A 25452-nucleotide genomic window follows, 5' to 3' on the forward strand; every position below is an offset into this window, starting at 1 on the left:
CTTTATGGTTCGGTTCCTTGTACACAAAAACCCCGTGCAATAGACTTTTTTTCAATGTCTATTACACAGGGTATAATTCATAAAAAATATCGCGCTTTTATTTTCGCATAATCCAACCCGTTCGCGCTCCCTATACCTTCTCGAAAATATAGGTTATACTTCCAAACTTGGTTTATCATCATTAGTTTCTGTTCGTTCAAAAACAATTTGTTGGGATTGTTCGTCCCATTTAACTAAGATTTTGTCCCCTTTTTCAATAGACCCCCCCAGAATTTCACGAGCTAATTTCGTTTCTAATTCACTACGGATTACACGTTTGAGTTCTCGTGCACCAAATTCAGGTTTGTATCCTTCTTCTGAAAAGTGAAGAGCTAAAGTTTGATCGAAAGAAATTGTAATACCTTGTCTCGACACATTCTTCGCTACACGTTGTAGTTGAAGTGATACAATCTCGTTTATTTCATCCTTACTTAAAGCACTGAATACAATAATTTCATCAATTCTGTTTAAAAACTCAGGACGGAAATGACTTCCCAATACAGTCATAACCTCTTTTTTTACGTCTTCATAATCTTGTTTAGAAGTACTTTCGCTGTTTAATCGAGTACGAATAATATCTGACCCTAAATTTGAGGTAGCTATAATTATCGTGTTGGTGAAATCAACAACTCTTCCTTTTCCATCAGTAAGTCTTCCATCATCGAAAACTTGAAGTAAGATATTGTACACGTCAGGATGAGCCTTTTCAATTTCGTCTAACAATATCACACTGTAAGGTGAACGCCGTACTTTTTCAGTGAGCTGACCGCCTTCATCGTACCCCACATACCCAGGAGGAGCGCCTACAAGACGCGCCACCGAATGCCGTTCTCCGTATTCTGACATATCAATTCGCAATAATGCATTCTCATCTCCATAAATAACTTCCGATAAAGCCTTTGCAAGCTCCGTCTTACCTACCCCGGTTGGTCCTAAGAAAAGAAAAGTAGCAACAGGCTTATTTTCTTCACGTAATCCAGAACGAGACAAACGAACTGCATCTGAAACAGCGCTTACTGCCTCTTCTTGACCTACTAAGCGCTGATGTAGTTGTTCTTCCAATCGTAATAGTTTGTCTTTTTCTTCTGTCGTTAGTTCGTTCACTGGAATGCCAGTCAAACGTGAAACCACATGAGCAATATGTTCAGGTTTTACCTCTGTACTCCCTGAGCCTCTTTCAGCTTCCCATTCTTCTGTTATTTTCTTTAACTCACTTTCTTTTCCTTCAATCACTTTTGTAAGCTCGCCCGCTTTATCGTACTGCTTTCTATTTGCAACGTAATCTCGTTCTCTTCGAAGTTGCTGCAATTCAGCTTCGATTTCTTGAATTTCCGAAGGTCGCGAAGTGGCAATCAGTTTAACTCTAGCTGCCGCTTGATCAAGAAGGTCTATGGCTTTATCAGGTAAAAAACGAGAAGGAATATATCGATCCGATAACTCTACTGCAGAAATAATAGCTTCTTCGGTTATAGTCACCTTATGATACGCTTCAAAAGTATCGCGCAAACCTCTTAAAATCATAATCGTTTGCTCTGGAGTCGTCTCATGAATAATAACCGGTTGAAATCTTCTTTCTAAAGCTGCATCTGTTTCAATGTGCTTTTGATATTCGTTCAGAGTAGTCGCGCCAATGAGATTCAACTCTCCTCTAGCAAGCATTGGTTTGAAAACGTTAGCTATGTCTAGACCGCCTTCCCCCCCACCTTGTCCAGCTCCTACAATCGTATGGACTTCATCAATGAACATAATTAAATCATCTTTATTTTCAGAAATTTCCTTCAACACTTTTTGAGTACGTTCTTCAAACTCTCCTCTGTATTTTGATCCAGCAACCATAGCGTTAATATCTAACTCCACTAATCGCTTATCTTTTAAACCTTCAGGTACTTCACCATCAACAATTCGTTGTGCTAACCCTTCTACAATAGCAGTTTTACCAACCCCTGGATCACCAATCAGTACTGGGTTATTTTTTCTACGTCTAGCTAATATCTCTATTGTGGTTTCCACTTCTTCAGCACGACCGATGACCGGATCTAACTTCCCTTCTTTAGCCATCTTAGTAAGATCTCGCGAAAACTTTTCCAGTTCAGGGGTGTTACTCACATTGGATAGACTCCCTTCGTTTTCACCGTTCCCGACAACCCTACTCACTTGCTGTCTTATAGACTGAGGCGTCAAACCATATTTGCGAAGGAGGTTTGCAGCCAGCCCCTCTCCCTCTTCAGATAAACCTATCAAAAAGTGTTCAGGCCCTACATAAGCGTGTCCTAAATCATTTGAAGCAGCAAAAGCACGACTTAAAGCGTCTTTTACTCGCGGTGACACGCCAATATCACCTTCATTCAACCTCTCTCCACGTTTAGCTTCAGCTTCAATTTGTCTCTTCAAATCATCCACTTTAATTTTAAATTGCTTAAATACACTTTGAACAACCTCACTATCTGTCAACGCCAACAACAAGTGCTCTGTATCTATTTCGGGTCTGTTATATTCAGATGCATATTGCCCCGCTTTTTGAAGCATTTCTTCCGCATTCTCACTCAAACGGCTAGTTAAAGCATTACCTCGTTTACGTTTTGCCACTTCACTCGCGGTTTCATCATAAAAACTTTCATCACTAACTTCTTCATCTACATTAAAAAATGGCAGTTTGCTCGAAAAAAAGTTATCGAGCATAGTGCCACGTAATCCAAATAACGATTCAATAGGAGAAATATTTAATCCATTGCGTTGTAAAACTTCTTGATAATGACCTTCACATAACTGCATAGTTCGTAACTGCCCATTCAAGTTTGCTTGGACTCTTGCTGATGCTGGTTTTCCACAAATATCACATCTACCCGTCGCCATATTTTCTTCCTCCTCCATCAATCGAATTGTTAAAGTATATATAGTTTACCCAAAATTCAGTTAATAAAAACATAATATTTATAATAATATATTGGTTTTCTACAATTATTAAAAGAAAGGCTGACTGTAATTTACCTGTATATAAGATACACTTGCCTTTTAGATGTAAGGAATAGAATGTAGTGTTGACTATTGTTAAAAGGCATTTAACTGGCTTCATCTTTAGTCGGTTTGCAAATATTAAATCCTAATATAATTCCTAAAACCATCGCGATACGCCTGTTTCCATCCCATTTATTTGTGAAGAGGCCAAGTGCTACCCATACCACAATTACCTCTGAAATAGCTAAAAGTAAATTTTTCATTTCTTGCCCCAAAGTCAATATTTGCTTTTAAATTGTTCTAATTTCAGAATAATGGATAACATAAATTTTGGAATTCACAAAATATTTTGCTGTGTTTATTTTTTAAAAAATAGCTTTGATTGATGGCTACGCTAGGTTTTGCTTAATGTTGATTTCCACTTCTGTGAAGTTCCCTGTCGAAACCACTTCACAAAGTTTAAAGCACTTAATGTTTGTACTGTTCGTAAAAGTGCACTTATAAAAACCAACACGAAGAAAAAGGGCGCTCTAAACGGCCCCCTTTCTCCATTTGTATTCCAATAACTTCTGATAAGCGATCATATGTAAACCCAATTTTTTTTATTTCTTCCTCCAAAAAAGTTAGACATCAGAGCCGGCTTTTTACATAGAATTTTTATTGTTCGCAAAATGTAATTTAAGTGAATAATTATGGTTTTAATTGATACGTTATTTGATTTGAATTAATTTTATAGTTAATCCATCCATTAATAAGGCAAAGTAAATTTTCTTTAACAGTACTGATCGGTGGAGGATTTAATACATTAGGTGCCACAGTTCTAGTACCTGTAAATCCATGTCGAGAAAATAATCCCGAAGCAATGTATTGATTCATATAGCCTCTTACATTACTACTGTTTAGAAAATCATAGGCAGTTTTGGTAGTAAATGAGTATTGGGTCATTGTTTCCAGAGACCAATCGTTTTTGATAGTTTCAACAATCTTGTAAAGATTAATATAGAAAAATTGAGCATATTTATAAGCATCATCCAATAGTAGAAGTACATTATGAATCAAATCATTTGTTGCTGCTAGATTTAGGTAATTATGATATTGATGATTATATGCTCTCTCTTGCAATTCTTGTCCTTGAAAAGGATTAGTAAGTTCTTCTAAAGCAATATTTTCATTTCTTAATGATAAGTCATAACGGTGATTACCTTTAAATACAGAACTTTCATCGTAACGCCAGATTATGCTATACGATAATCTTTGAACCGAGTTGAATACGGCAATTAGACTTCTTCCTCTATAGATTGCTCTAGTGGGGTCAGTTATCATATTAAAATGCGGTGAACCGAGATAGAAATATGAGTGACCTGAAGGAGTTTCTTCTTCATAAACGTAAAGATGTTCCGAAAAAGATGAAGTAGCATAAAACGAAGCTGGTCCAGGAGTTGTAATTTCAAAAAACCATGACATTTAAATCACCAACCTTTGTTTATTATGAATTCTTCTCTTACTTATTCTACCGCATTTTTTATTCGTTAAATTAATATTTTGCGAACAATTAAAGTGAAGATAGATAGCTAATAAGTATACATAGTTGGCTCCCTACCCTCTTCAACCTTCAACTAGCTGATGCTCAATAATAGTCTTAGTATGCTTGAGTTTAAGGGTTATCTTCTATTACAGCTGCTCTATAGCAGCTGTAATGCGAACAAAATATAGCAATGTTATACTAAAATTGGATTCGTTTATAAATGCATAAAAACTAATATATCGAATCAAAAAGGAGTGTGATACGTCATGTACGAAGAATATAGTAGACAACCTCTACCTTCTAAAAAATACAGGGAGTTACTAGGGGCTGCGGTTTGTGTTTTTAACGCTAACAATGCATTTATCATCGAAAATATATTGGCTAATGATATGCCTGGTCAATATAACTGGCACCAATTAATTGACCTTACATCGGGGCGCTTATTAGAACCAGTTAAAAGAACTATAACCAAAAATTCAAATGCAGTTATAATGACTAAATTTAGCGATATCATTAATGTGAGAAATAGGATTATGCATAGTTTCCAAGTTACTGCTCCAGTAGACAGTGGAATCTCTGATGATCAGGATAATCAAATATTAGCTACTAAATACAAGGATGGAAGACAAGAATATATAACAGAACAATTTTTATATAAATTTATTAAAGACAATGAAGATCTTAGCTTAGAACTTCACAATTTCAGAGGATACTAAAGGCAATGAGTATTTATTGTCTTATTGCGGTAATTTTCCCTGCAAAATAAAGGCCGCTAATTATTTTACTAATTAGCGGCCTTTTTAATATTATATTCCCTTTACTAACGTTAATTTGTAATACTTCCTATAACCCCATGATATGTAAACTCAAATAATTTTCTGGCTTCAACTAATTTATGCATTTTAGCATGAATAAAAAGGTGTTAATCAATTAATGAATAATCCCCTCCTACTAAAGAAATTCGCAAGAGATCGATTTTAAATTAGGAGATTTGCCCAAATTCATCACACGTAAATTCAATGGCAAATGCTTTCTCGAACGACAAACCATTCAATGTAAAAGTTCCTTCAATCTCAATGACATATCTCTGTCCCCCATCGACTATCTTCGCTTCATAAGAAGTCTGATTCCATTCGCCAGTTGAACTTTTTATATCAGATGAAATACTAGTCATTCCTTCAAATAACTGACGCTTCTCGCTGGAACTATATTGTGTATCAAAATGAGCTGTTATTTCCAACTCTTTTAAAACATCTGGGACATAGATAAAAGCATTTTTAGTTGTTTTGCCATAACGATCGGTTTTAGCTGAGTAAATTTCTGATTCTCTCTTAGCTATTAGCTTGGCTTCTGTTGCTAAATGGCTTTCCACCATTTCATCAACATTTCCCTTATACTCCATCGGATCAACCCAATCACTCTCCTTAAATTCTTGCATAGGCGGCACGCTAATTCCGATGCCAGACTTTAAATCCATGGCTTGTTCCACAATTTTTGTATACTCTTCATAATATGATTCTTTCTGTTCCTTACTTATTGGTTTTTCTGGATATACACTTACTGGACTTGCAGCACTCTCCCCTATATTTACTGAAGGTAGATAGGGTAGCGATAGTACGATCAGCGTTAACAGAAATAAAACTGTTATAAAAGCAGGTTTCAAATGGAAGTTGGTTTTCTTGGCCCTAAAAGCACGTGAACGAATCGAACTCTTTTCTTTTTCCGATAATCTAATATCTCGATTAGCCTTTTCTAACTCATTTTTGATATCCATACGCGCCTCCACTCTCTTCTATCGCTAATTTCAGTACCTTTCTTCCTCTTAATAACCGCGTTTTCACTGTATTTACAGAGCAATCTAACACATCAGCAATTTCAGGAACCGTCAATTCCACATAATAATGAAGCCAAATAACCTCCCGGTACTTAACCTGCATTTTGCCAATTAAATCGCTAAGGCTCACATTCTGTTCTTTTTGTATGTAGTCATCTTCAACCGAACTTTTATATTCCAGATTTTTTATCTTCTCTGTTATCTTTAGTTTTCTGTAGTGCCAACTCCTTAAATAGTTTTGGCATTCATTTACCGCAATTCTGTACAGAAAAGTTTTAATGGAAGAACGCCCTTCGAAACGATCTAAGTTTTTGTAAAACTTAATGAATACGTCTTGGACAATATCTTCTGCTTTTGGGCTATCTTTTATATAGGAAAAAATCAATCGTTTAATGTAATCACCATGTTGTGCCATTGATTCATTTAAAAGTTCTTCTTTCTTAAAATGATCCACATATTAGCCTCCCCCTATATTATTAGACAAAACACAAAGCTTATTAGATTCATTTTAGAAAATAATTTTTCAAAGAGGTTAGATTCTAGGAATTTACCTTATTAATAATTCTTAACTTTTTTAAAACCTTAGTAGATTAGAATTTAACTCCAAGTTTTACTTCGTTCTATTTTTTTGGTGAGGCATTCTCTTGTCATAAAATTTTATTGTATTCATTCAACTATACATTTCCATTTTTACTATTAGTTATATATGAAAGATTTTTTATAATTTATTACAAATAAACCGTTCGTAAAAGTACACTTTTACGAACGCTTTAAAAAGGGCCGAAAATGACCGAAAAGAGCGTTCGTAAACGTGTCAAAATACTTTACGAACGTCCGCCGATTCGGACACATGTTTACGAACGGTTTATAGGCCGATTTTTGAAATAACAAGCCCTTCCACTTCTATGATTCCTTCAAAGAAGTTCCTGCATTCAACTGTTGCACCCTACTGTTTGGAAAGTCCAACCGCCAAAGAACCAGTGCAATAGCTGCTATCCCAAAACAACCGATAATGACAGCCAACCGGATGGAAAAGAAATAAGACACCGAACCGAATCCCATTGTCAGGACGATAATGCCCATCGCTTCTACAAGACCATAGATGCTGGATACTCTCCCCAATACTTCTACAGGAATCTGCTCTTGATAAAAAGTCTGAAAGCCCGTGTTGGCAAATGCGAGGGCAAATGCCGACACAAAGAAACCGGCTGCAGCACCGCAGAAAGACGATGAAAATGCATAAATCAAATATCCGCCAGCCGTACCCGCTGCACCGATTTGCATAAGAAATGATACTGCGAGCTTCTTTATAAAAATCGCTGTCGTAATGGAGCCGGCGATGATTCCCGCTCCCGCGATGCTGACTAAAAATCCGTATTCATCCTCTTCCAACTGCAGGACTTCAGTGGAAAAAGCCGCTTCCATTGAATCTAAAGCAGTGGCAGCTACAATCATTCCGCTAAAGATCAAATACACTCTCGCAACGTTAGGGTTAGACTTGCTGAAAGCAAAGACCATCGCAAGATCTTTCCTTAATAGAGTCCAAGAGATCGATTCGGCATTTTCTCCCCTTGCTTTCTTTCCTTCCAAATTCGGTAAAGCCAATACGAGCAGACCGGATGCCAACAAAGCGGCCGCATTTATCTCTATCGCTATTTCCGGTGTGCTTATGACGAATAATACTCCCGCAATTGCCGGACCTAGTAAAAAGGCTCCTGAATCCACCAGACTCCGAAAGGAATTGAAGCGTTTGCGCTGTTCCGGCGCCAGCAGCATGCTGACATACACCATGGATGCAGGTACGAAAATGGCGTTTAATATCCCCAATAAAAATACGAATAAATAAATCATCTCAAGTGAATGAATGAACGGCAGCAGCCCGATCAGTATTGCCCGGGAAATATCCAAGCCGATCATCAGCCGCTTCTTATTTATTCGATCCACTACGCTGCCGCTCCAGCCGTTCGTCACTAACATCGCAGCAGGGGCAATGGCATATAATGCCACAACGGCGAAAGCAGAGCCCTCTGCCATTTCTAGCACCGTTAGATTTAAAGCGATTAAATAGATCCAGGCACCGATATTCGCAATCCCAATGCTCACCAATAAAATTACTGGATTTCTCCATCGTGTTTCAGCCATGTGCACCCACCCTTTCGATTTTCATGAAACGCAAAAAATCCCACCTCCAAGACCTGTTTGTCTTGGAGGCGGGATTCGAAAATCGCGGTGCCACTCCAGTTCCTTTAATATGTCGCCATATTAAGCTCATTAAGTACGGCAGTTCTCACTGCTTATACTCTTGCCCGATAACAGGAGCTCCTGTCGCATCATCCCCGAAAAACAGTTCCGATGCGCTGCTCAGAGTTTTGGTTCAGTGAATGGTTCTTGCCCATTTTCAGCATACAAGGCTCTCTTTGAAGAAATTCCTCACTTACTCTTCTCTTCATTGCATTTGATTTTGCTAATAATAGCATTTGACAGAATGGAAAGTAAACAAAAAAATGAAAATCGTCCTATCAGTAATGGGAGATTATGTTAAAGTTAATAGACACCTATCGAAATGAGGTATTTTTATGAATAAAAACTACGCTGGATTTTGGATCCGCTTTTTTGCGAATCTAATTGACGGAATTATTCTTGGCATTCCAATTTTCATTGCAGATAAACTTATTTTCAAGCAAGTAACCGGCATGACTGAAGAGAAATACTATGCCATACAAGCACAGCAAAATGCGTTTAATGAACTCTATACTGCTGCCGCTCCATCGTCTTATTTATGGTACAGTTTCCTTTTCACTACTATAGCCGGTATCCTATACTACGGAATTCTGACCTCGTCTAAAAAACAAGCGACGTTCGGCAAAATGGCGATGGGCATTAAAGTTGTAGATGCTAATGGACAGCGCATGAGCTTTCTCCGTTCAGCAGTCCGTTATTTAGGCTATATCCCTTCCGGCTTTCTGTTATTTTTCGGCTACATTATGGTCGCTTTCAATGAAAAAAAGCGCGGACTTCACGATTACATTGCAAATTCATATGTGGTCTATAAATAATTGAATGGCAAAAGCGGCTTGGAGAAGCTCCAGCCGCTTTTCTTTTCTTATTTTTTCAATGGAATCCAAATTTCGGAGTAATAGGCATCTCGATAAGCATCGCCAGCCGGATAAACTTCCAACTCAGGAGACGGTGCATGTTCATACTGGTTTGACGGAAACCATTCCGAGAAAATTTGCTTCCATACAATAGGCATGGCTTCCGGCATGGCACCGTGCACTTCGAATACCGCCCATTTTGCAGCGGGTATTTTAATGGCCGTTAGATTAGCCGGTGCTTTTTCAGTCGACTCTGCACCAATCCAATAGTCCATTTTTTGGCCATCCGCATTGCCATCGCAAACCCCGAGCAGCCCTTTGATTTCTCCATTGTTCAAGCCGGCTAACAAATCACTTGTCCCGTCGGCATTGGCTCTTTCCCACATTTTCGGGATGCCTTGCATATTTTCTCCGTCTACCAGTGAAAACTCTTCCTTGATGCCCACTGCCTGAAAACTTTCCCTTTCAACAATACGGTACTTCATCGGACTTGCCCCTTTCAGATTCACCTGGATTCCCAGGCGATTATAGGATTTCAGCTTTCCTACATGCTTTCGCGCATCGCTCGGCGTGACGCCGTGCTGTCGCCGAAAAGCTTTCGTGAAAGCCTCGGGGGTGTCATAGCCATATTTAGAGGCGATATCGATGATTTTATGGTCTGTACTCGCCAATTCATGTGCAGCTAAAGTCAAGCGCCTGCCCCGCAAATACTCGCCTACTGACATATCGGTCAAAATCGAGAATGTCCGTTGAAAGTGGAACACCGAACTATTCGCTTCGCGTGCAATATCTTCCATGCTGATCGATTCCGTTATATTCGCTTCCATGTAATCGATTGCCTGCTGCAAAGATTCTACCCACCCCATATTGTTCACCCCTTGCTTCCATCTTATCGGCATCTTTTGCGTTTTTCCTGTCCGTTTGTGCTTTCTTCAGACCATTTCAAAATTCCTCTTTTAAAATCGAATACTGCGCTAAGTCGACAAGTTGCCCTTTTATCCGAAAATGCTGCCTCGCTACGCCTTCAAATTTCATTCCCGCTTTTTCAAGGACACGCTGCGATTGGAAATTATCCGGTACAATCGGTGCTTCAATTTTATTCAGCTGCATTTCTGTAAAACCGAATTCAAGCAGTGCTTTTACAGCTTCTGCTGTAAAGCCTTTTCCCCAATACCAGTGCGATAACGTATAGGCGATTTCCCCCCGTGAATGTTTCGGCAGCCATTTTACAAAATCGATGGTGCCAATCATTTTCTCATCCGTTTTCAATTCGATTGCCCATGTCAATTTATTTTTTTGCTTGTACGCATTTAACACAAAGGCGATGAATTCTTTGGAATCTTCAATGGTTCTATGGGTTTCCCAAGGCATAAAACGTGAAACTTTTGCTTCTGAAGCATAATCAAACAAATCCTCTGCATCCTCTTCTCTTAAACTCCTCAATATCAGTCTTTCCGTTTCAATAATTGGCATTTCTCCATAAAACTTTTCAGCGTCCATTCGCTCTCCTCCTATTGATCACTCGGCATCGCAGCTGTTTCTTCTCTATGAATGTTCCAGGATACAATCGTTGTGCTGTCTCTGACGCCATGCTCCTGTATCGTTTTCAATAATTTTTCAACACCTTGCTCGTTTGTTGCCCCTTCAAAGCTTTTGGCAATCGCTTTTGGGTCAGCAAAAGGAAGACCAGGACATTCAACCAAACCGTCTGTGGTAAGGAATACATGATTTTCCCCTTGCCGCAATTCACGCGTGCCGCTGGAGTAGCAAGGAACGGCCTTTCCGAAAGTATTGGCTTCTCCGATCCACTCAAAAAACTGGCGTTGATTTACCGCATATTGGCCAAGCTTCATCAATTCAGGGTGGAATAAATACAGCAGGCAATCACCGACCGAAAACCACCAGAGGTATTTTTCTTTTCGAACCGCAATCAAACATGCTGTCTCTCCTTGAACGCTCCTGCAAGCATCTAAAAATCGCGCTTCTTCAAAAAGGGAGACGAAATAGTTTTCCAACTCCTTAAAATAGGCGGTATGAATTTTTTGATTCAATAGTTTATGCAAATCTGTTTCGCCCTGCTGGACCCAATTTGCAACAAGTTCTGCACTCTCCGCTGTTTTATGGGCATCCAGAAGCAGAACGAATTCCCATTGCTTGTCGCCATCTGCCCATATTAGGCAGCCGTCTTCGTTCTTATACTGCCCTGCCGACGAGTTGCCGCCAAAACGCCCAAGAACCAGATCGTTAAACTCCGTTACATCAGGCTCATCAACGAAAGAATATTCATTGCCTGTCCACTTGATACGTTCTTCAACTTTTCTCATATCTGCAGCTCCCCGTGACAATATTCTTACAATTATAAGGCACGTACCGGTTATTGGTATATGGCCTCATGCAAATAATAGATTCCTATTTATCGCTTCGTTATAATAGAAACGAATAGAAAAACGAAAACAAATCATATTAAAGGAGATCTGCCTCATGTATATCGTAACGAACCGCATTAAAATGAAACCCGGCTTTGCCGAAAGAATGGCGCCGAACTTCACTCGCCCAGGAGCTTTGCAGCAAATGAAAGGTTTTGTAAAAGTCGAAGTGACGATTACACAAAACTTGACTGAATACGATGAGCTGAATGTGAACATGTATTGGGAAGACCTTGAAAGCTTTGACGCTTGGAAAAACAGCGACGCTTTCAAAGAATCCCATAAACGCCCAGAAGCCGATTCCAGCGAAGCTCCAAAAGAATCTCCAATGCTTGGCAGCGAATTGGTCATCACAAAAGTGGCTTCATCAATTGAAGCAGCACCAGCTGAATAAGACGAAAAAAACGATCCGCCTCTTGCTTTTGTAAGAGGCGGATCGTTTTTTTATTGGTCTTGTCTATTGGACAACTTTATTTTAATTTGTTATTGTTATTTAGTTACCTAAGCTAACCATTAGCCGAACTAACTAAAGGAGTGAGTCCGATCAAAACGTTTCAGGAATTTTTTCAGCAATACATGTTAATGTACCGCCCATTCGAAAGCCAGCTGAACCAGGAGCTTGGCAAACATGGCTTGCATAGAGCCCAGTGGACCATTCTTTATTACTTGGTCAATGAAGGCCCATCCACCCTTGTTGAACTTGCGCATTACCAACGCGTCGAGAAACCGACCATGACGCGCACAGTCAGCCGTTTGGAAGAATTGGGCTATGTCGATCACATCCCCGGCAAAGACCGCAGGGAAAAACGCATGCAGCTGACAGCTGAAGGCACCAAAGTCTACAAGAAAGTACGGGTTACCATCGATAAGTTCGAACAGGAAATTCTTGAAGGAATTCCTGAAGACACTCAACAGCTAATCATCGAATCGATGAAAGCGATCCGTATGAATTTAATCAATAAGGAGTCAGCGAAATGAACGAAAACAAACCTAAATTATGGACAAAAAACTTTATCGCCGCTTCCGGAATCAATTTCTTCCTCATTCTTATCTTCTACCTATTGATGGTCACCATTGCCACTTTTGCAGTTAAAGAATACGGTGCCACTACAAGTGAAGCCGGCCTCGTAACCGGTATCTTCATCATCGGGACATTAATCGGGCGTCTTGCTATCGGACGCTATATCGATAAGATCGGGCGCAAACGGACCTTGATCATCGGGCTCATCCTATTTACAGCCACCAGCCTCTTGTACTTCGTGTATCTCGGTACTGCGTTCCTCATCGTCACCCGGTTGCTGCACGGCATGACACTCGGTTTAGCGAGCACAGCTGCCGGAACAATTGTCGCGCAAATCATTCCGATGTCGCGCAAAGGGGAAGGGATCGGTTATTTCAGTATGAGCGCCACCATGGCAACGGCCATCGGACCATTTATCGGGCTGTTCATGAGCCAGCGCACCAGCTTTGAAACCATCTTTGCGCTTTGCCTTGCTTTAGGCGTCATCAGTTTCCTGATTTCCTTATTAGTGCAAGTTCCGCCTTTGGAAGAAGCGCCAAAAGGAGACGACTCTAAAGGCTTTAAGCTTTCGAACTTCCTGGAACCAAAAGCGGTTCCAATTGCCGTCATTACGTTAGCGGTCGGCCTTTGCTATTCAAGCGTTCTATCGTTCATCAATTTCTATGCCATTGAAATTGACCTGGTCGACGCCGCCAGCTTTTTCTTTGTGGTTTATGCATTAGCGGTGTTGGTTTCCCGTCCCTTTACTGGGCGTTTGATGGATATCAAAGGAGCTAATTATGTCATGTATCCGGCCTTTATCCTTTTCGCCGCCGGCTTGCTATTGCTCAGCACCGCGGGCAATAGCGTTACGTTATTGTTGGCGGGTGCGTTAATCGGTCTTGGCTTCGGTAACATGCAGTCTACGACTCAAGCCGTGGCCGTTAAATTGACGCCGCCGCATCGGATGGGGCTGGCAACTTCGACTTTCTTCATCTTCATGGATGCCGGCCTCGGTTTTGGGCCTTATGTTTTAGGCTTCATCATTCCGTTGATCGGCTATAGTTCCATGTATGTCATTCTAGCTTTCGCAGCACTCGGTGTTGCCGTTCTGTATTACTTCCTGCACGGCATAAAAGAACATAGAGCCAACCGCACCACCATTTTTGAATAAAGGAAAAAGAGGTTCCTCATTTCGAGGAGCCTCTTTTATATTAAGACATCATTTGTTTGACAAGTTCTCTATTGCGTTTCTTGAAGACGTCGTTATGCGAGGAAACCATCGCGATGCCGTTTGCATCCGGTTCGATGTATTTCTTCGCTTTGTTGACCGCATTCGCTGCATCTTGGAAAGTGCCGGCAATGAGATTCAGTTTCCCTGGATGCTGCAGAATATCGCCTGCTGCGTAAAGCCCTGGAACCGATGATTCGCTGTTGGCGTTGCCTGAGATGTAATAGCCGTCAGCAATTTCAATATCCAGATCACTTTCTTCCAATAAGGTGGCATCCCGTTCATAGCCATGGTTGATGATTACTTCGTCAATCGGCAATAAGGAAACCTCACCATTTTCCTGGTTCGTCAGTTCCACTAACTCAATCGCATCCCGTCCGTCCGATGCGATCAGTTTTGTGATGGTCGTATTCAGGAGGCAATGGGCTGAGCTGTTCATCAATTGTTTAACTTGCGCTTCGTGGCCAGCCAACTCACCTTTTCGGTATGTGACGAAAACTTTTTCAGCAATCGGCTCCAATTCGTTTGCCCAATCCACAGCGGAATTGCCGCCGCCGGAAATTAAGACAACCTTATCTTTAAACCGTTCAAGGGATTTTACTGTATAATTCAAGTTTGATACCTCGAAACGTTCTGCACCTTTGATCTCGAGTTTCTGAGGGTTCAAGATTCCGCCGCCGACTGCAACGATTACGGTTTTTGAGAGATGGATTTCACCTGAAGAGCCTGTCAATTCGAACAGCCCTTTTTCATTGCGTGAGATCATTTCAACTTTCTCATTCAGCACGACTTCGGGATTGAAAGTCAGTCCTTGGGCAACCAGCTGGTCAATGAGCCTCGCTCCTTGAATCGGCATTTGGCCGCCAACATCCCAAATCATTTTTTCAGGATAGACATGAATCTTTCCGCCTAATTGCGGTTGATATTCAATCAGTTTCGCTTTCATCTCTCTCAACCCGCTATAGAAAGCTGAATACAATCCAGCCGGACCCCCACCAATAATCGTTACGTCGAAAACCTCTTGTTCCCTCACGTGATCACTCCCGTTCCACATATTTTCAATTGACATTGAAAAAATTTCATCTTATAGTATGTATTGTACCGAAAATGATAATCATTATCAATTGATTTGTTAATAAATTTTTGAGAAATGGAGGGCCTTCATTATGGTTCGTCTCTTTACAGAGGATTTGAATGTAAGTTATGGTGAGCGATTAATCGTAAAAGACTTAAGCATTGAAATTCCGGATAAAAAAATCACAACAATTATCGGCTCGAATGGCTGCGGCAAATCGACGCTTCTGAAAACGATTACGCGCATTATTTCCCATCAATCAGGTTCTGTTGTACTGGATGGCGGCAATATTGCCAAGGAAGGCACCAAAGCATTGGCGAAAAAGATGGCGATTCTTCCCCAGACGCCGGAAAGCGCCAATGGATTGACCGTTGGAGAGCTGGTCTCCTACGGACGCTTCCCTTACCAAAAAGGATTCGGCCGCCTTTCGAAAAAAGACTATGAAATCATCAATTGGGCATTGGATGTCACAGGCACACAATTCTTTAAATACCACCCGGTAGATGCTTTATCGGGCGGACAGCGCCAGCGCGTTTGGATTGCGATGGCACTCGCTCAAGAAACGGAAATGATTTTCCTCGATGAACCGACCACTTATCTGGATATGGCCCATCAGCTGGAAATCCTTGAACTTCTGGAAAAGTTGAACCGCGAACAGCACCGCACTATCGTTATGGTGCTCCATGATTTAAACCAGGCTGCCCGCTTCGCCGACCATATCATTGCGATGAAAGACGGCCAAGTGGTGAAAGCAGGAAATTGCCACGAAATCATCACACAACCCGTGTTAAAAGAAGTGTTCCGAATCGACGCAGAAATCGGCCTGGATCCGAGAACGCAAAAACCGATGTGCATTACTTATAACTTAATAAAAGGGGCCTGAATCATGTTAAAGAAATTAATCCTTCCATTTTTACTTATTGTTGTCATGCTGCTGGCAGCATGCGGAAATGATGAAGCAAAAGATGAAAATGCGGCAGCAAAACCGGAAGAAGATTCTGGAACCATCACATTTGAATCTGAAAACGGACCTGTCGAAGTACCTGCAGATCCTCAACGTGTCATCGTGCTGTCTACATACGCCGGTGATGTTATGGCGCTTGACGTGCCTTTAGTTGGCGTTGATTCTTGGTCAAAGATGAACCCTCGTTTCGATAAAGATCTGGAAGGCGTAGAAGAAGTGACCGACCAGAACCTTGAGAAAATCATCGAATTGGATCCCGATTTGATTATCGGCTTGTCTACGATCAACAATATCGATAAACTAGAAGAAATCGCTCCAACCGTAACATTCACCTACGGCAAACTTAGCTATCTGGATCAGCATTTAGAGATTGGCAAGCTATTGAATAAAGAAGAAGAAGCGAAAACCTGGATTGAAGATTTCCAAAAACGCGCACAGGAAGCTGGCGAAGAAATCCGTGCTGAAATCGGTGAAGATGCTACAGTTTCGGTCATCGAAAATTTTGATAAGCAATTATACGTTTTCGGGGATAACTGGGGCCGCGGTACAGAAATCCTTTATCAGGAAATGAAATTGAAAATGCCTGAAAAAGTAAAAGAAATGGCATTAGCTGATGGATTCTATGCATTATCTCAGGAAGTGCTTCCTGAATACATGGGTGATTACGTGATCTTCAGCAAAGACAGCGAGCAAGATAATTCATTTGAAGAAACCGATTTGTTCAAAAATACGCCTGCTGTTAAAAACGGCCAAGTATTTGAAGCCAATGCAAAAGAATTTTACTTTAATGACCCCATTTCATTAGAGTATCAGCTTGAGTTCTTCTTAGAGAATTTTTTAGGCAAGTAATTTGAGAATCTGGACCATACAAAAAAGAGGGATTCTGCTTATGAGAATCCCTCTTTTCACTCTATAACAGAAATGATGGTAGACTATGCCCGGGAAAATGTCTTTTTCAATCAAAATAATAATCAGCCTCGCTGTATTCATCATCATGTTCGTTGCTTCCATCGTCTTTGGCGCAGCAGATATCAGCCTGAAAGATGTTTGGCTTGCCCTCTTCTCGAATGCTTCGAATGACAGCATTGCCATTATCCAGGAAATTCGCCTGCCGCGTGAATTAGCCGCTATTGTTGTCGGTGCCGCCCTTGCGGTTTCCGGTGCCATGATGCAAGGTATGACCCGGAATCCCCTAGCGGATCCTGGACTTCTCGGACTTACCGCGGGTGCTAACGCCGCATTGGCGTTAACGCTGGCCTTCATCCCTGCTGCGAATTATTTCTGGATTACGGTTGCCTGCTTTATTGGAGCAGCGGCTGGCGCCGGCATCGTTTTCGGCCTTGGTGCATCCAAGCGCGGCGGCTTTTCGCCTTTCCGCATTGTCCTTGCCGGAGCCGCTGTGTCGGCTTTCCTTGCCGCTATCGCGGAAGGGATCGGCCTATACTTTAAAATTTCAAAAGATGTCTCCATGTGGACTGCAGGCGGTTTAATCGGCACTTCCTGGGGTCAATTGCAGATTGTCGTGCCGTTTATCGCCGTCGGGCTGATTATCGCCATGATCCTTGCAAGACAGTTGACGATTTTAAGTTTAAGCGAAGAAACAGCTATCGGCCTTGGACAAAAAACAGGCTTCATCAAAGCCGTTCTGTTTTTCGGCATCACAATTTTAGCCGGTGCCGCAGTGGCCCTTGCCGGAAATATGGCCTTCATCGGTTTGATGATCCCGCATATCGTCCGTGCGATTGTCGGAACCGATTATCGTTTCATCATTCCGATGTCTGCTATTGCCGGTGCAATTTTCATGCTCTTTGCAGATTTGCTTGGACGCACGATCAATGCGCCTTTCGAAACGCCGGTCGCTGCCATCGTTTCCATTTTCGGCTTACCGTTCTTCTTATTCATTGTCCGTAAAGGAGGGCGAGCTTTCTCATGATGCTACCTGCCTTATTGCGAAAACAACGCATACTTATGATTATTCTCTTGGCTATGATACTTATTACGATCATTCTGGGACTAAGCTTAGGCTATTCTTCCATTCCGATTGACCGTCTGTTGCCGGCTTTTCTTGGAAACGGAACATTCAAAGAGGATTTCATCTTATTCTCTATCCGCTTGCCGCGCATTCTCATCACTTTGCTTGCAGGTATGGCTCTTGCTTTATCTGGTGCCATCCTCCAAGGAGTGACGCGGAATGACTTAGCAGATCCCGGCATCATCGGCATCAATTCGGGAGCTGGGGTTGCCATTGCGGTTTTCTTTTTGTTCATCCCAGTAGAAGCCGGTTCTTTCGTTTACTTAATGCCGGCTGTCGCTTTCTGCGGTGCATTGCTTACCGCTGTGCTGATTTACGTGTTCTCCTATAGCCGCCAGTCGGGCTTGCAGCCAGTTCGCCTCGTATTGACAGGGATCGGTTTTTCCCTAGCTTTGTCAGGTGTCATGATTGTCCTGATATCCTCTACCGAGCGGGAAAAAGTCGACTTTATCGCAAGCTGGCTTGCCGGCAATATTTGGGGTGCGGATTGGCCGTTTATCTGGGCATTACTGCCTTGGCTGCTCATTTTGATCCCTTTCACTTTATACAAAGCGAATAAGCTGAATATGCTCAGCCTTAGCGAACCTGTTGCCATCGGCCTTGGCCTTTCCATCGAGAAAGAACGGATTGTGCTGCTGCTTGCCGCTGTGGCTTTAGCAGCTTCTGCTGTATCGGTTACGGGCGGAATTGCTTTTATCGGACTGATGGCACCGCACATTGCCAAATCATTAATCGGTCCGCGCAATCAATTGGCATTGCCGCTCGCTATTTTAATCGGCGGCTGGCTGCTGCTTTTGGCAGATACGATCGGCCGGAATGTTTTAGAACCTACGGGCATTCCAGCTGGAATTGTCGCTGCTCTGATCGGTGCACCGTATTTTATGTATTTATTGCTAAAAAAATAAAGCACTTGGGAAGCGGCTGCTTCCCAAGTGCTTTTTTGATTTTATGCAAATGCGAGTTCCGTTCTCGGTTCCGCTTCCGGTTTGCCGAAATAATAGCCTTGAAATAATTCATAGCCTTTTTCTTTCAGCCAATTGAAGTCTTCCTCGGTTTCCACCCCTTCAGCCAGTGGCACAGAACCTACAGCAAGCGCTTTTTTCAAGAATGACAAAGCGACTTTCTGCTTGCCAGTTTCCTCTGCAACGCCTTGTACATATTGCATATCAAGCTTCATGTATTTCGGTCTCAGCTCGGCCAGTACTTCCGCTGTGCTGAATCCTTCGCCCACATCATCCAACGCATAATCAAAGCCTTTTTCCTTATAGTAAGTAAGGATTTTCTTTAAATGGTCCAAATCGTCGACTTGTTCCGTTTCAACGACTTCAAACACTAGCTGCTTAGGATCTACGTTCAATTGATTTGCCAAAAGCGTCGTAGAACGCAAGCAAAATTCAGGAGAATAAATCGATGTCGGAATGAAATTGATGAATGCTTTTTTATTTTCAAGTTTAGCTGCATATTTCACAGCGGTCATCCGGCAAACCCGGTCAAGCGCGTACAAGCGGCCACGGCTTTTCGCAGCCGGGAAAATTTCATTCGGATAAATCATCGAACCGTCTTCGTTTTTGAAACGCGACAGCATCTCATACGCGAAGATATTCTCTTCGGCGTCCACAATCGGCTGATAATGGCACGTAATCAATTCTTTTTTGATGACGTTGTCGATCCATTGCATATCCATGACTGTTTCAATTTGAGAAAATGGCTTCCACGCTTCTTTGTTGACACGGAATTCGACCTGCTCCGTCACCATGAAGTGCTCACAAAAATCCATGAATTCCTTCGCACCGGATTCCGGGATAATGATGCCCTGCTCTTTTTCTTTTACTTCTATATCTCTTCTCATTAAATGCTCAATGACTTGCGGCAAAATCGACTGATTCAATTCGCCTTCAACTTTAATCTCAAACTTCAGTTCATTAACGGAACAATTATTGCATTCCAAATTAGGAAGCCTCCTCTTTCTTGTATAAGTTGAGTCTACTTCAAAATACCTAATTAAAGAAAGTATTTTGTGCCTAATTTGCAGGAAATATTTATTTAAAGCAAAATCTTTTACTATTGAGAAGATAAATAGGATGGAATTCTTTTATCCCGAGTAAACAACCTGGTATAATAATGAAAAAAGGAGGGCTCTTCTTGACCATTCCAAAACCGCTTGTGCAAACCAATCAAGCTTTTATCGTTTTAACTGTCATAATAGCACTTATTTTCCATAAGGCGATTTTGCTCCTTCCTTTTGCAGTCGGCGTCTATACCTTGGCTACCAAATCCAATCCGGTCATCCGATTCAGCAAACGATTCTTGAAAAATCCCCCCATGTCTTATATTCAGGAAGACAAAGACCAGCAATTGTTCAACCAATGGATTGCGACAATCTGCCTTGGCTTTTCGCTGGCATTTTTCGCTTTTGGCTTTACTATAATAGGCTATGCTTTTAGCATCATGGTCGTGGCCGCAGCAGGTGTGGCCCTCCTGGGATATTGTATCGGCTGCACCATCCGCTACCGCTATATGATGTGGAAGCACCATCGCACGAAAGCGGCAAATTGAAAAGGGGCTGTCCAATAAGTCAAATAAAGACTTATTGGACAGCCCCTTCTTTTCTAATAAAGCGTGTGATTATACTATTGCTCCTGCATCGCTGCGCTAGCTTCGTCGCAAAAAGGAGTTGTCCCAAATTACTTTTGGGACAACTCCTTTTTCATGCACTTATTTTGTTTGGCCATTGCCTTTAATCAAGTATTTCGTCGATGTTAAAGCTGGCAGCCCCATGGGGCCCCGTGCATGCAATTTTTGCGTGCTGATGCCAATTTCTGCGCCGAAACCAAATTCAAAGCCATCTGTGAAACGCGTAGACGCATTATGGTAGACTGCTGCTGCATCTACTTCCATAAAGAACTTTTCAACATTTCCAGGGGCTTCTGAGATAATGGCTTCCGAATGCTTGGTGCCGTATGAATTGATGTGCCGGATCGCTTCTTCCACTGTACCTACCACTTTCACCGAAGCTTCAAGACCGAGGTATTCCGTCCCCCAATCTTCTTCCGTTGCCGGAATCACATGCTCCCATTGCTGCACAAAAGAATCGCCATGAATCACGACTTCTTTTTTCTGCAAGGCTTCAATCAGCTTTCCAAGATGGGCAGCCGCCCAATTTTTTTCCACTAAAATCGTTTCACACGCATTGCAGACGGATGGACGCTGCGTTTTCGCATTCAGTGCAATGTCGATAGCCATCTCCACATTCGCCGTTTTATCAATATAAACATGGCAATTGCCCGCTCCTGTTTCCAGAACGGGAACGGTAGAGTTTTCCACCACTGTCTTGATCAATTTAGCACCGCCTCTTGGGATCAAGACATCCAAGTGAGAATTCAGCTTGAACATATCGGATGCGGTTTCCCTGCTGGTATCTTCGATCAATTGAACCGCCTCAACCGGCAATTCGCTCTTTTTCAGCGCCCGGTGAATGACGGCAACCAAAGCTTTATTGGAATGGATGGCAGTTGAACTGCCGCGAAGCACCACAGCATTCCCGGTCTTCAGGCAAAGGCTCGATGCATCGACTGTTACGTTAGGGCGCGCTTCATAAATCATGCCAATGACACCGAGCGGCACACGGATTTTGGTCATCTCAAGCCCGTTCGGCTGCTTCCATGATTCCAGCACTTCTCCGACCGGGTCTTCCAATTGGGTTAATAAAACCAGCGCATCCGCCATGCCTTTTAAACGGTTGGCATCCAATCGGAGCCGGTCAATCAGCGAATCGCTCATTCCTGAAAGTTTACCGGCAGCGATGTCTTTTTCATTTTCAGCCAGAAGGAAATCCTGTTCCTCCATCAGTTGATTCGCCATCAGCAACAAAGCTTTATTTTTTGCGTCAGTGGACTGTTTGGCCATTTCAGCAGCCGCTTTTTTGGCAAGCGCTGCTTTTTCTAAAAGATCATTGGTTTTCTGAAGAATTCCACTCATTCACAACTGCTCCTTTCGGGTAGCGCTGAACCACTGGTCTCGATGGATGACGACTTGCCTTTTTCCCGTCTTCGTAATGACTCGGGCTTCCTCGCTGCACAACCCTTTAATTTCCGCTAAATCTTCCGAAGAGAAATTCACTTGCCCTCTGCCGATTACTTCGCCGGCTGGATTTAAGACTTCGACAACATCATCCGCGTTAAAGCGGCCGCCAATTCTTGTAATGCCTACCGGCAGCAAACTTCTTCCTTGCGCTGAAATTGCCAAAGCCGCTCCGTCATCCACTTCAATTTTTCCCGTTGGCATCGAATGGAGCGCCAGCCATTGTTTGGAATTCTTGACCGTCGCCTGCGGGTCGTCGCCGATGTATGTGCCATCGCCATTGCCTTCAAGAATCTGCACGAGTTTTTCGCTGCCAGAACCGGTGCCGATAAAAATTTGCGATCCAAGGGCCAAAGCAGTTTGTGCCGCTTCGACTTTGGATTTCATGCCGCCGGTTCCCACAAGTGAACCTTCACTGGACGTGGCTTTGATCAGCTCATCCGGAATCTCCGACAAAAACTCATATTTTCCGGCTTCCGGATTCATGCGCGGGTCGTCCCGGTAAATTCCGTTTACATCCGTCAGAATGATGAGCATCTGTGCTTGTATCAATCCACTGACAAGCGCCGACAGCATATCGTTGTCTCCAAATGTGAGGCCGTCTACGGATACCGAATCATTCTCATTGATGATCGGCAGCACATTACGTTTTAATAATTCGGTTAAAGTCGCTGTCGCATTCTGGTAAAGGTCTTTGGCCAGCAGGTTCTGCTTCGTCAATAACAATTGGGCTGACACGATTTCATGTTTTTTGAATTCCTGAGAATAGGCGTGCAGCAATTGTCCTTGGCCGACAGCAGCTGCTGCCTGTTTTCCAACAATGCTGACCGGACGCGTTGTATAGCCAAGATCGGTAAAACCAGCCGCAACCGCCCCAGACGAAATTAAAATTACATCATGGCCCAATTCTTTTAACCGGGCAAGCGCCTCGACATGTTCCTGCAATTTTTCCAGGCACAGGCCTCCGTTTTTGTTCGTCAGCGAGCTGCTGCCAATTTTCACTACGATTCTTTTCTTTTTCACGCACCGACACCACCCATTTGTATTCCGAGACTTTTCCGAAAATGAATAATAGCATTATTATGCGTTATATTGAATTTTTAGTCAACACTACACTAGAAATCATTTCGAATTTTTTCTTTTATTTTCTGGCTTTTTGACAATTTCCATTTACCTATTATGTATATTTATTCTTTTTCAATGCATAATGAAAGCCCGAAAATGACTTTCCCAGGCTTTCGTAGAAATGGAATTATTATTTGTTGAATTCGCACCCAAGTACCCTCAATGATGGTGTCCCGGAACTTCCTGCTGAGTTGGAGCACCTTGTTTCAAGCTTTCCATTTCCTGTTCGGACAATTCACCAACAATGAATTGCCGGACCGGGCTGACCAGCGAACCTTCGTTGCCGGCATGGACTTCCAGGTAATACAGGCCATCTTCTTTAAATCGGATATCCATCTGGTAGACGCCATTTCCGATTTCTGCCGCTTCTTCCATTGGATAACGGATTGAATGATCCTGTTTCCAAATTTCAAAATGGACAAACCCGGCGCCTTCCACCGGTTTTCCATCTTGTTTTAATACAGCTTTGACTGTCTGTGTGGTTTCTGCCGATAGCGGTTCCGGCATATCGACTTCCACTTGGAGCGGCTTTTCTTTTTTATATAAGTCTGCCGCATCCTCGCTTGCAGAACAAGCAGAAAGAATGCACAAACTGCTAAAGAGCAACAGCAGTAAACGAATTGATTTCATCTGAATCTCCCTCTTTCTCTAAGCATTCAACCATCGTTTAACTGCAGGCACGCGCTGGATAATTGCCCAATCCACAAGCCAAACAATCAGGATCGACAATCCGACCAATGGGAATAGAATCCCCAATACGATCATTAGCGCCAAGAATGGTTTTGTTTTGAAGATGGCCGGTGCTTTAGGAGCGCCTGACCCCTTTTTCGGTTTGCGCTTCCACCAAAGATAAATGCCGGTGAAAACGGTGAAAATCACCCCTAGGCAGATAATTAAACTGATTAACTGGTTAACCAATCCAAACTGCGATCCCTTATGAAGTGTAATTCCCCATGCCACTATTTTTCCGATGATTCCGTAATTGTCATACCGGTAATCGGCCAAAACAGCACCTGAGTATTGATCGATATGCATCGTCGCTTCATCCTGTGCTTTCGGCGGGAAGACTGATAAGGTGTAAACCCCGTCTTGCTCCTGCGGTATGAAAATCGAATATCCCGGATAGATTCCTTGCTGATCTGCAATTTCCACTACTTTATCTATTGGCATGGGAATCAGTCCCTGCACAGATGAAAGCGGGACATCCAATGTTTCTGCTGCCCATGGAACTTCTGCAATTTCCTGGGTCTCGATGTCTGAAGACGGGGCATCCCCGATCCAGACTGACGGCGGATAGCCTTCACCGGAATTTGTGATGATGGCTTGGAAATTGTTTCCCCAAAAGCCGGACCATGGCAAGCCGGTCATTACTAGAAACAGCAGACCGCCCGTTAACCAAAAAGCCGGGACGGCGTGTAAATCGCGTCGAAGGATTTTGCTGCCTTTTCCAAAGCGGGGAAATAATACGCTGCCGAAGCCTTTCCGCTTTTTCGGAAACCACAGGAAAAAGCCGGTCGCCATCAGCACAATCGTCCAGCAGGCAGCTAACTCTACAATGCGGTCGCCAAGCGTACCCGCCATCAGCTCCCCATGGATTTCTTCGATTTTATCCATGATTCGGTCGTCATCTTTTAATTCACCTATTGATTTGCCCGTATAAGGATCCATGAATACCGTAAGCGATTCTCCATTTGAACTGACCGTCACTTCGTTGGATCGCGCTTCATCTTCTCCGGGACGGTATTTGGTGACAATTGCCCCTGGATGCAAAGCTTGCACTTCCTCTAGCTGCGCCGATACAGATACTTTATCGCCTTGAGGCTCCACTTGGTAATAATCCGCGTATAGTACATTCTCAATCTCCGCCTTGAATAGATAAATGGATCCTGTTACTGCCAATAGCACGAGAATCGGCGCAAAAATAATGCCCGCATAAAAATGCCAACGCCAAATGGTCTTATGGAGCTGATTGTTTTTCGAACTTTTTTTTGTGCCAGTAATACCCTTTTGTTCTTTGTTTTCTTCCATTTGGTTTGCCTCATTTCAGAAACTTACAGATTTCCGGTGAATT

The 25452-nt window shown here is 42.6% G+C and carries 25 protein-coding genes and 1 other annotated feature; of the genes, 10 read left to right on the forward strand and 15 right to left on the reverse strand.

The genetic code is table 11. The features are described 5' to 3' along the window. Positions 1-153 precede the first annotated feature (153 nt). From AC2EXB_RS18645 to AC2EXB_RS18655, 3 genes are all read right to left on the reverse strand, one after another. Positions 154-2892 carry an ATP-dependent Clp protease ATP-binding subunit gene (locus AC2EXB_RS18645; protein ID WP_483602767.1) on the reverse strand — a complete coding sequence of 913 codons (2739 nt, stop codon included), beginning with the start codon at positions 2890-2892 and terminating at the stop codon, positions 154-156. 206 nt (positions 2893-3098) lie between these two features. Then, positions 3099-3257, reverse strand: coding sequence for a hypothetical protein (locus tag AC2EXB_RS18650; protein ID WP_483602769.1), 159 nt, complete (start codon positions 3255-3257; stop codon positions 3099-3101). A gap of 427 nt (positions 3258-3684) precedes the next feature. Then, positions 3685-4458, reverse strand: a complete 774-nt coding sequence (locus AC2EXB_RS18655; protein ID WP_483602771.1) for a hypothetical protein — start codon at positions 4456-4458, stop codon at positions 3685-3687. A 327-nt stretch (positions 4459-4785) separates the two neighbouring features. On the opposite strand from AC2EXB_RS18655, the gene AC2EXB_RS18660 reads away from it, so the two are divergent. Then, positions 4786-5235, forward strand: coding sequence for a selenium binding protein (locus AC2EXB_RS18660; protein WP_483602772.1), 450 nt, complete (start codon positions 4786-4788; stop codon positions 5233-5235). A 266-nt stretch (positions 5236-5501) separates the two neighbouring features. Here the strand turns inward: AC2EXB_RS18660 and AC2EXB_RS18665 are convergent, their stop codons facing one another. The 3 genes from AC2EXB_RS18665 to AC2EXB_RS18675 all read right to left on the reverse strand — a co-directional run bounded on the left by AC2EXB_RS18665 (position 5502) and on the right by AC2EXB_RS18675 (position 8495). Beyond that, positions 5502-6293 (reverse strand): hypothetical protein, encoded by a 792-nt coding sequence (locus AC2EXB_RS18665; RefSeq protein WP_483602774.1) that lies wholly within the window; start codon positions 6291-6293, stop codon positions 5502-5504. Continuing rightward, positions 6277-6807 (reverse strand): sigma-70 family RNA polymerase sigma factor, encoded by a 531-nt coding sequence (locus AC2EXB_RS18670; protein WP_483602775.1) that lies wholly within the window; start codon positions 6805-6807, stop codon positions 6277-6279. Before AC2EXB_RS18670 ends, AC2EXB_RS18665 begins: the two co-directional genes overlap by 17 nt. 449 nt (positions 6808-7256) lie before the next feature. Continuing rightward, complete coding sequence (locus AC2EXB_RS18675) at positions 7257-8495, reverse strand: MFS transporter (RefSeq protein WP_483602777.1); 1239 nt, start codon at positions 8493-8495, stop codon at positions 7257-7259. Between the two features lie 61 nt (positions 8496-8556). Further along, positions 8557-8812 (reverse strand) — a binding site (T-box leader). Positions 8813-8929: 117 nt separating this feature from the next. Here AC2EXB_RS18675 and AC2EXB_RS18680 point away from each other — a divergent pair. Next, positions 8930-9409: an RDD family protein gene (locus tag AC2EXB_RS18680; protein ID WP_483602779.1), complete on the forward strand. Its 480-nt coding sequence runs from the start codon at positions 8930-8932 to the stop codon at positions 9407-9409. Positions 9410-9456: 47 nt separating this feature from the next. Here AC2EXB_RS18680 and AC2EXB_RS18685 read toward each other — a convergent pair whose 3' ends face one another. The 3 genes from AC2EXB_RS18685 to AC2EXB_RS18695 all read right to left on the reverse strand — a co-directional run bounded on the left by AC2EXB_RS18685 (position 9457) and on the right by AC2EXB_RS18695 (position 11772). Continuing rightward, positions 9457-10314: a GyrI-like domain-containing protein gene (locus AC2EXB_RS18685; protein ID WP_483602781.1), complete on the reverse strand. Its 858-nt coding sequence runs from the start codon at positions 10312-10314 to the stop codon at positions 9457-9459. Between the two features lie 76 nt (positions 10315-10390). Continuing rightward, on the reverse strand, positions 10391-10948 hold the full coding sequence (locus tag AC2EXB_RS18690; RefSeq protein WP_483602783.1) for a GNAT family N-acetyltransferase: 558 nt from the start codon (positions 10946-10948) through the stop codon (positions 10391-10393). 11 nt (positions 10949-10959) lie between these two features. Then, entirely contained in the window at positions 10960-11772 is an 813-nt protein-coding gene (locus tag AC2EXB_RS18695; RefSeq protein WP_483602785.1) for a PP2C family serine/threonine-protein phosphatase, read from the reverse strand. Positions 11773-11929: 157 nt separating this feature from the next. Here AC2EXB_RS18695 and AC2EXB_RS18700 point away from each other — a divergent pair, with 157 nt between their 5' ends. The 3 genes from AC2EXB_RS18700 (at position 11930) to AC2EXB_RS18710 (ending at position 14048) form a co-directional block, all read left to right on the forward strand. Beyond that, the gene (locus AC2EXB_RS18700) at positions 11930-12268 is read left to right on the forward strand and encodes a heme oxygenase (RefSeq protein ID WP_235197658.1); all 339 of its coding nucleotides are present in this window, start codon (positions 11930-11932) and stop codon (positions 12266-12268) included. A 140-nt stretch (positions 12269-12408) separates the two neighbouring features. Then, positions 12409-12852, forward strand: a complete 444-nt coding sequence (locus AC2EXB_RS18705) for a MarR family winged helix-turn-helix transcriptional regulator (RefSeq protein ID WP_483602787.1) — start codon at positions 12409-12411, stop codon at positions 12850-12852. After that, positions 12849-14048, forward strand: a complete 1200-nt coding sequence (locus tag AC2EXB_RS18710; protein ID WP_483602788.1) for an MFS transporter — start codon at positions 12849-12851, stop codon at positions 14046-14048. Before AC2EXB_RS18705 ends, AC2EXB_RS18710 begins: the two co-directional genes overlap by 4 nt. Before the next feature lie 40 nt (positions 14049-14088). Here AC2EXB_RS18710 and AC2EXB_RS18715 read toward each other — a convergent pair whose 3' ends face one another. Continuing rightward, the gene (locus AC2EXB_RS18715) at positions 14089-15138 is read right to left on the reverse strand and encodes an NAD(P)/FAD-dependent oxidoreductase (RefSeq protein WP_483602789.1); all 1050 of its coding nucleotides are present in this window, start codon (positions 15136-15138) and stop codon (positions 14089-14091) included. Between the two features lie 133 nt (positions 15139-15271). On the opposite strand from AC2EXB_RS18715, the gene AC2EXB_RS18720 reads away from it, so the two are divergent. The 4 genes from AC2EXB_RS18720 to AC2EXB_RS18735 all read left to right on the forward strand — a co-directional run bounded on the left by AC2EXB_RS18720 (position 15272) and on the right by AC2EXB_RS18735 (position 19081). Then, positions 15272-16063, forward strand: coding sequence for an ABC transporter ATP-binding protein (locus AC2EXB_RS18720; RefSeq protein WP_052649651.1), 792 nt, complete (start codon positions 15272-15274; stop codon positions 16061-16063). A gap of 3 nt (positions 16064-16066) precedes the next feature. Then, positions 16067-16993 (forward strand): iron-hydroxamate ABC transporter substrate-binding protein, encoded by a 927-nt coding sequence (locus tag AC2EXB_RS18725; RefSeq protein ID WP_483602790.1) that lies wholly within the window; start codon positions 16067-16069, stop codon positions 16991-16993. Between the two features lie 85 nt (positions 16994-17078). Continuing rightward, entirely contained in the window at positions 17079-18077 is a 999-nt protein-coding gene (locus AC2EXB_RS18730; protein WP_483602791.1) for a FecCD family ABC transporter permease, read from the forward strand. Continuing rightward, positions 18074-19081, forward strand: a complete 1008-nt coding sequence (locus AC2EXB_RS18735) for a FecCD family ABC transporter permease (protein ID WP_483602793.1) — start codon at positions 18074-18076, stop codon at positions 19079-19081. Before AC2EXB_RS18730 ends, AC2EXB_RS18735 begins: the two co-directional genes overlap by 4 nt. 41 nt (positions 19082-19122) lie before the next feature. On the opposite strand, the gene AC2EXB_RS18740 is transcribed toward AC2EXB_RS18735, so the two are convergent. Then, positions 19123-20124, reverse strand: a complete 1002-nt coding sequence (locus tag AC2EXB_RS18740) for an EAL domain-containing protein (protein ID WP_483602795.1) — start codon at positions 20122-20124, stop codon at positions 19123-19125. Between the two features lie 194 nt (positions 20125-20318). Here AC2EXB_RS18740 and AC2EXB_RS18745 point away from each other — a divergent pair, with 194 nt between their 5' ends. Continuing rightward, the gene (locus AC2EXB_RS18745; RefSeq protein WP_483602797.1) at positions 20319-20732 is read left to right on the forward strand and encodes a DUF4395 domain-containing protein; all 414 of its coding nucleotides are present in this window, start codon (positions 20319-20321) and stop codon (positions 20730-20732) included. A gap of 159 nt (positions 20733-20891) precedes the next feature. Here AC2EXB_RS18745 and AC2EXB_RS18750 read toward each other — a convergent pair whose 3' ends face one another. The 4 genes from AC2EXB_RS18750 to AC2EXB_RS18765 all read right to left on the reverse strand — a co-directional run bounded on the left by AC2EXB_RS18750 (position 20892) and on the right by AC2EXB_RS18765 (position 25409). After that, on the reverse strand, positions 20892-22154 hold the full coding sequence (locus AC2EXB_RS18750) for a glutamate-5-semialdehyde dehydrogenase (protein ID WP_483602799.1): 1263 nt from the start codon (positions 22152-22154) through the stop codon (positions 20892-20894). Further along, positions 22155-23279, reverse strand: a complete 1125-nt coding sequence (gene proB, locus AC2EXB_RS18755; protein WP_483602801.1) for a glutamate 5-kinase — start codon at positions 23277-23279, stop codon at positions 22155-22157. Between the two features lie 261 nt (positions 23280-23540). Continuing rightward, positions 23541-24011 carry a FixH family protein gene (locus tag AC2EXB_RS18760; RefSeq protein WP_483602803.1) on the reverse strand — a complete coding sequence of 157 codons (471 nt, stop codon included), beginning with the start codon at positions 24009-24011 and terminating at the stop codon, positions 23541-23543. 18 nt (positions 24012-24029) lie between these two features. Beyond that, on the reverse strand, positions 24030-25409 hold the full coding sequence (locus AC2EXB_RS18765) for a PepSY-associated TM helix domain-containing protein (protein ID WP_483602805.1): 1380 nt from the start codon (positions 25407-25409) through the stop codon (positions 24030-24032). Between the last annotated feature and the right edge of the window lie 43 nt (positions 25410-25452).

It is taken from the genome of Planococcus alkaliphilus (assembly GCF_057031095.1).

Bases quoted from the DNA above. Each gene is read 5' to 3' on its own strand.
- AC2EXB_RS18645 (WP_483602767.1), bottom strand. From the start codon at position 2,892: ATGGCGACGGGTAGATGTGATATTTGTGGAAAACCAGCATCAGCAAGA.
- AC2EXB_RS18650 (WP_483602769.1), bottom strand. From the start codon at position 3,257: ATGAAAAATTTACTTTTAGCTATTTCAGAGGTAATTGTGGTATGGGTA.
- AC2EXB_RS18655 (WP_483602771.1), bottom strand. From the start codon at position 4,458: ATGTCATGGTTTTTTGAAATTACAACTCCTGGACCAGCTTCGTTTTAT.
- AC2EXB_RS18660 (WP_483602772.1), top strand. From the start codon at position 4,786: ATGTACGAAGAATATAGTAGACAACCTCTACCTTCTAAAAAATACAGG.
- AC2EXB_RS18665 (WP_483602774.1), bottom strand. From the start codon at position 6,293: ATGGATATCAAAAATGAGTTAGAAAAGGCTAATCGAGATATTAGATTA.
- AC2EXB_RS18675 (WP_483602777.1), bottom strand. From the start codon at position 8,495: ATGGCTGAAACACGATGGAGAAATCCAGTAATTTTATTGGTGAGCATT.
- AC2EXB_RS18680 (WP_483602779.1), top strand. From the start codon at position 8,930: ATGAATAAAAACTACGCTGGATTTTGGATCCGCTTTTTTGCGAATCTA.
- AC2EXB_RS18685 (WP_483602781.1), bottom strand. From the start codon at position 10,314: ATGGGGTGGGTAGAATCTTTGCAGCAGGCAATCGATTACATGGAAGCG.
- AC2EXB_RS18690 (WP_483602783.1), bottom strand. From the start codon at position 10,948: ATGGACGCTGAAAAGTTTTATGGAGAAATGCCAATTATTGAAACGGAA.
- AC2EXB_RS18695 (WP_483602785.1), bottom strand. From the start codon at position 11,772: ATGAGAAAAGTTGAAGAACGTATCAAGTGGACAGGCAATGAATATTCT.
- AC2EXB_RS18700 (WP_235197658.1), top strand. From the start codon at position 11,930: ATGTATATCGTAACGAACCGCATTAAAATGAAACCCGGCTTTGCCGAA.
- AC2EXB_RS18710 (WP_483602788.1), top strand. From the start codon at position 12,849: ATGAACGAAAACAAACCTAAATTATGGACAAAAAACTTTATCGCCGCT.
- AC2EXB_RS18720 (WP_052649651.1), top strand. From the start codon at position 15,272: ATGGTTCGTCTCTTTACAGAGGATTTGAATGTAAGTTATGGTGAGCGA.
- AC2EXB_RS18725 (WP_483602790.1), top strand. From the start codon at position 16,067: ATGTTAAAGAAATTAATCCTTCCATTTTTACTTATTGTTGTCATGCTG.
- AC2EXB_RS18730 (WP_483602791.1), top strand. From the start codon at position 17,079: ATGCCCGGGAAAATGTCTTTTTCAATCAAAATAATAATCAGCCTCGCT.
- AC2EXB_RS18735 (WP_483602793.1), top strand. From the start codon at position 18,074: ATGATGCTACCTGCCTTATTGCGAAAACAACGCATACTTATGATTATT.
- AC2EXB_RS18750 (WP_483602799.1), bottom strand. From the start codon at position 22,154: ATGAGTGGAATTCTTCAGAAAACCAATGATCTTTTAGAAAAAGCAGCG.
- AC2EXB_RS18760 (WP_483602803.1), bottom strand. From the start codon at position 24,011: ATGAAATCAATTCGTTTACTGCTGTTGCTCTTTAGCAGTTTGTGCATT.
- AC2EXB_RS18765 (WP_483602805.1), bottom strand. From the start codon at position 25,409: ATGGAAGAAAACAAAGAACAAAAGGGTATTACTGGCACAAAAAAAAGT.